At 62.2% G+C, this 972-nt stretch carries 2 protein-coding genes; both read left to right on the top strand.

What is annotated here, in order from left to right; all coding sequences use genetic code 11:
• Positions 1–683, top strand: a 683-nt coding sequence (locus AC1DVA_RS28690; RefSeq protein WP_476808173.1) for a dTDP-glucose 4,6-dehydratase, incomplete at its 5' end; no start/stop codon positions are given.
• A gap of 16 nt (positions 684–699) precedes the next feature.
• A partial coding sequence (locus AC1DVA_RS28685; protein ID WP_476808172.1) for a dTDP-4-dehydrorhamnose 3,5-epimerase family protein occupies positions 700–972 on the top strand: 273 nt, incomplete at its 3' end.

Genomic DNA, 972 nt, shown 5'->3' with positions numbered 1-972 from the left:
AGGCGGCCTTCCGCTTCCATCACATCTCGACCGACGAGGTCTTCGGTTCACTCGGGGCCGAGGGCTTCTTCCGGGAGGACACGGCCTACCAGCCGAACTCGCCCTATTCCGCCTCGAAAGCCGCATCCGACCATCTGGTTCGCGCCTGGCACCATACCTATGGCCTGCCGACCGTGGTGACCAACTGCTCGAACAACTACGGGCCCTATCACTTCCCCGAGAAGCTGATCCCGCTGATGATCATCAACGCGATCGAGGGCAAGCCGCTGCCGGTCTATGGGAATGGGCTCAACGTCCGCGACTGGCTCTACGTAGACGATCACGCCGACGCGCTGCTGACGGTCGCGACCAAGGGCGTCATCGGCGAGACCTACAACATCGGCGGCCATAACGAGATGGCCAATATCGATGTGGTCAAGGGCATTTGCGCCATCCTCGACGAATTGCGGCCGGACTCTGCCGGTTCGCATGAGCGCCTGATCGCCTATGTTGCAGACCGACCCGGCCATGACGCGCGCTACGCCATCGATGCCGGCAAGATCAGCCGTGAGCTGGGCTGGACGCCGAAGGAGACCTTCGAGACCGGCTTGCGCCGCACAGTTGAATGGTATCTCGCCAATCCCGGCTGGTGGGGCGATATTCGTTCGGGCGTTTATCGTGGCGAGCGCCTGGGCGCAGCCTGAAGGACCAGACGACATCATGTTGAGCGTCGATTCCACCGCCATCTCTGCGGTGAAGATCATCACGCCGAAGAAGCATGGCGACCATCGCGGCTTCTTCTCGGAGGTGTACAAGCAGTCCGACATGGCGGCGGCAGGGATCAGCCTCGTCTTTGTGCAGGACAATCATTCGCGCTCGGCCACGGTCGGCACCCTGCGCGGACTGCATTTCCAGTCCGCGCCCTTTGCGCAGGACAAGCTGGTCCGCGTCACCAAGGGACGGATTCTCGACATCGCCGTCGATATCCGCACA

This window comes from Allobosea sp. P4_C6, from assembly GCF_056402015.1.
The sequence above is the reverse complement of the archived record's forward strand: the minus strand, read 5'-3'. Positions and strand labels throughout refer to the sequence as shown.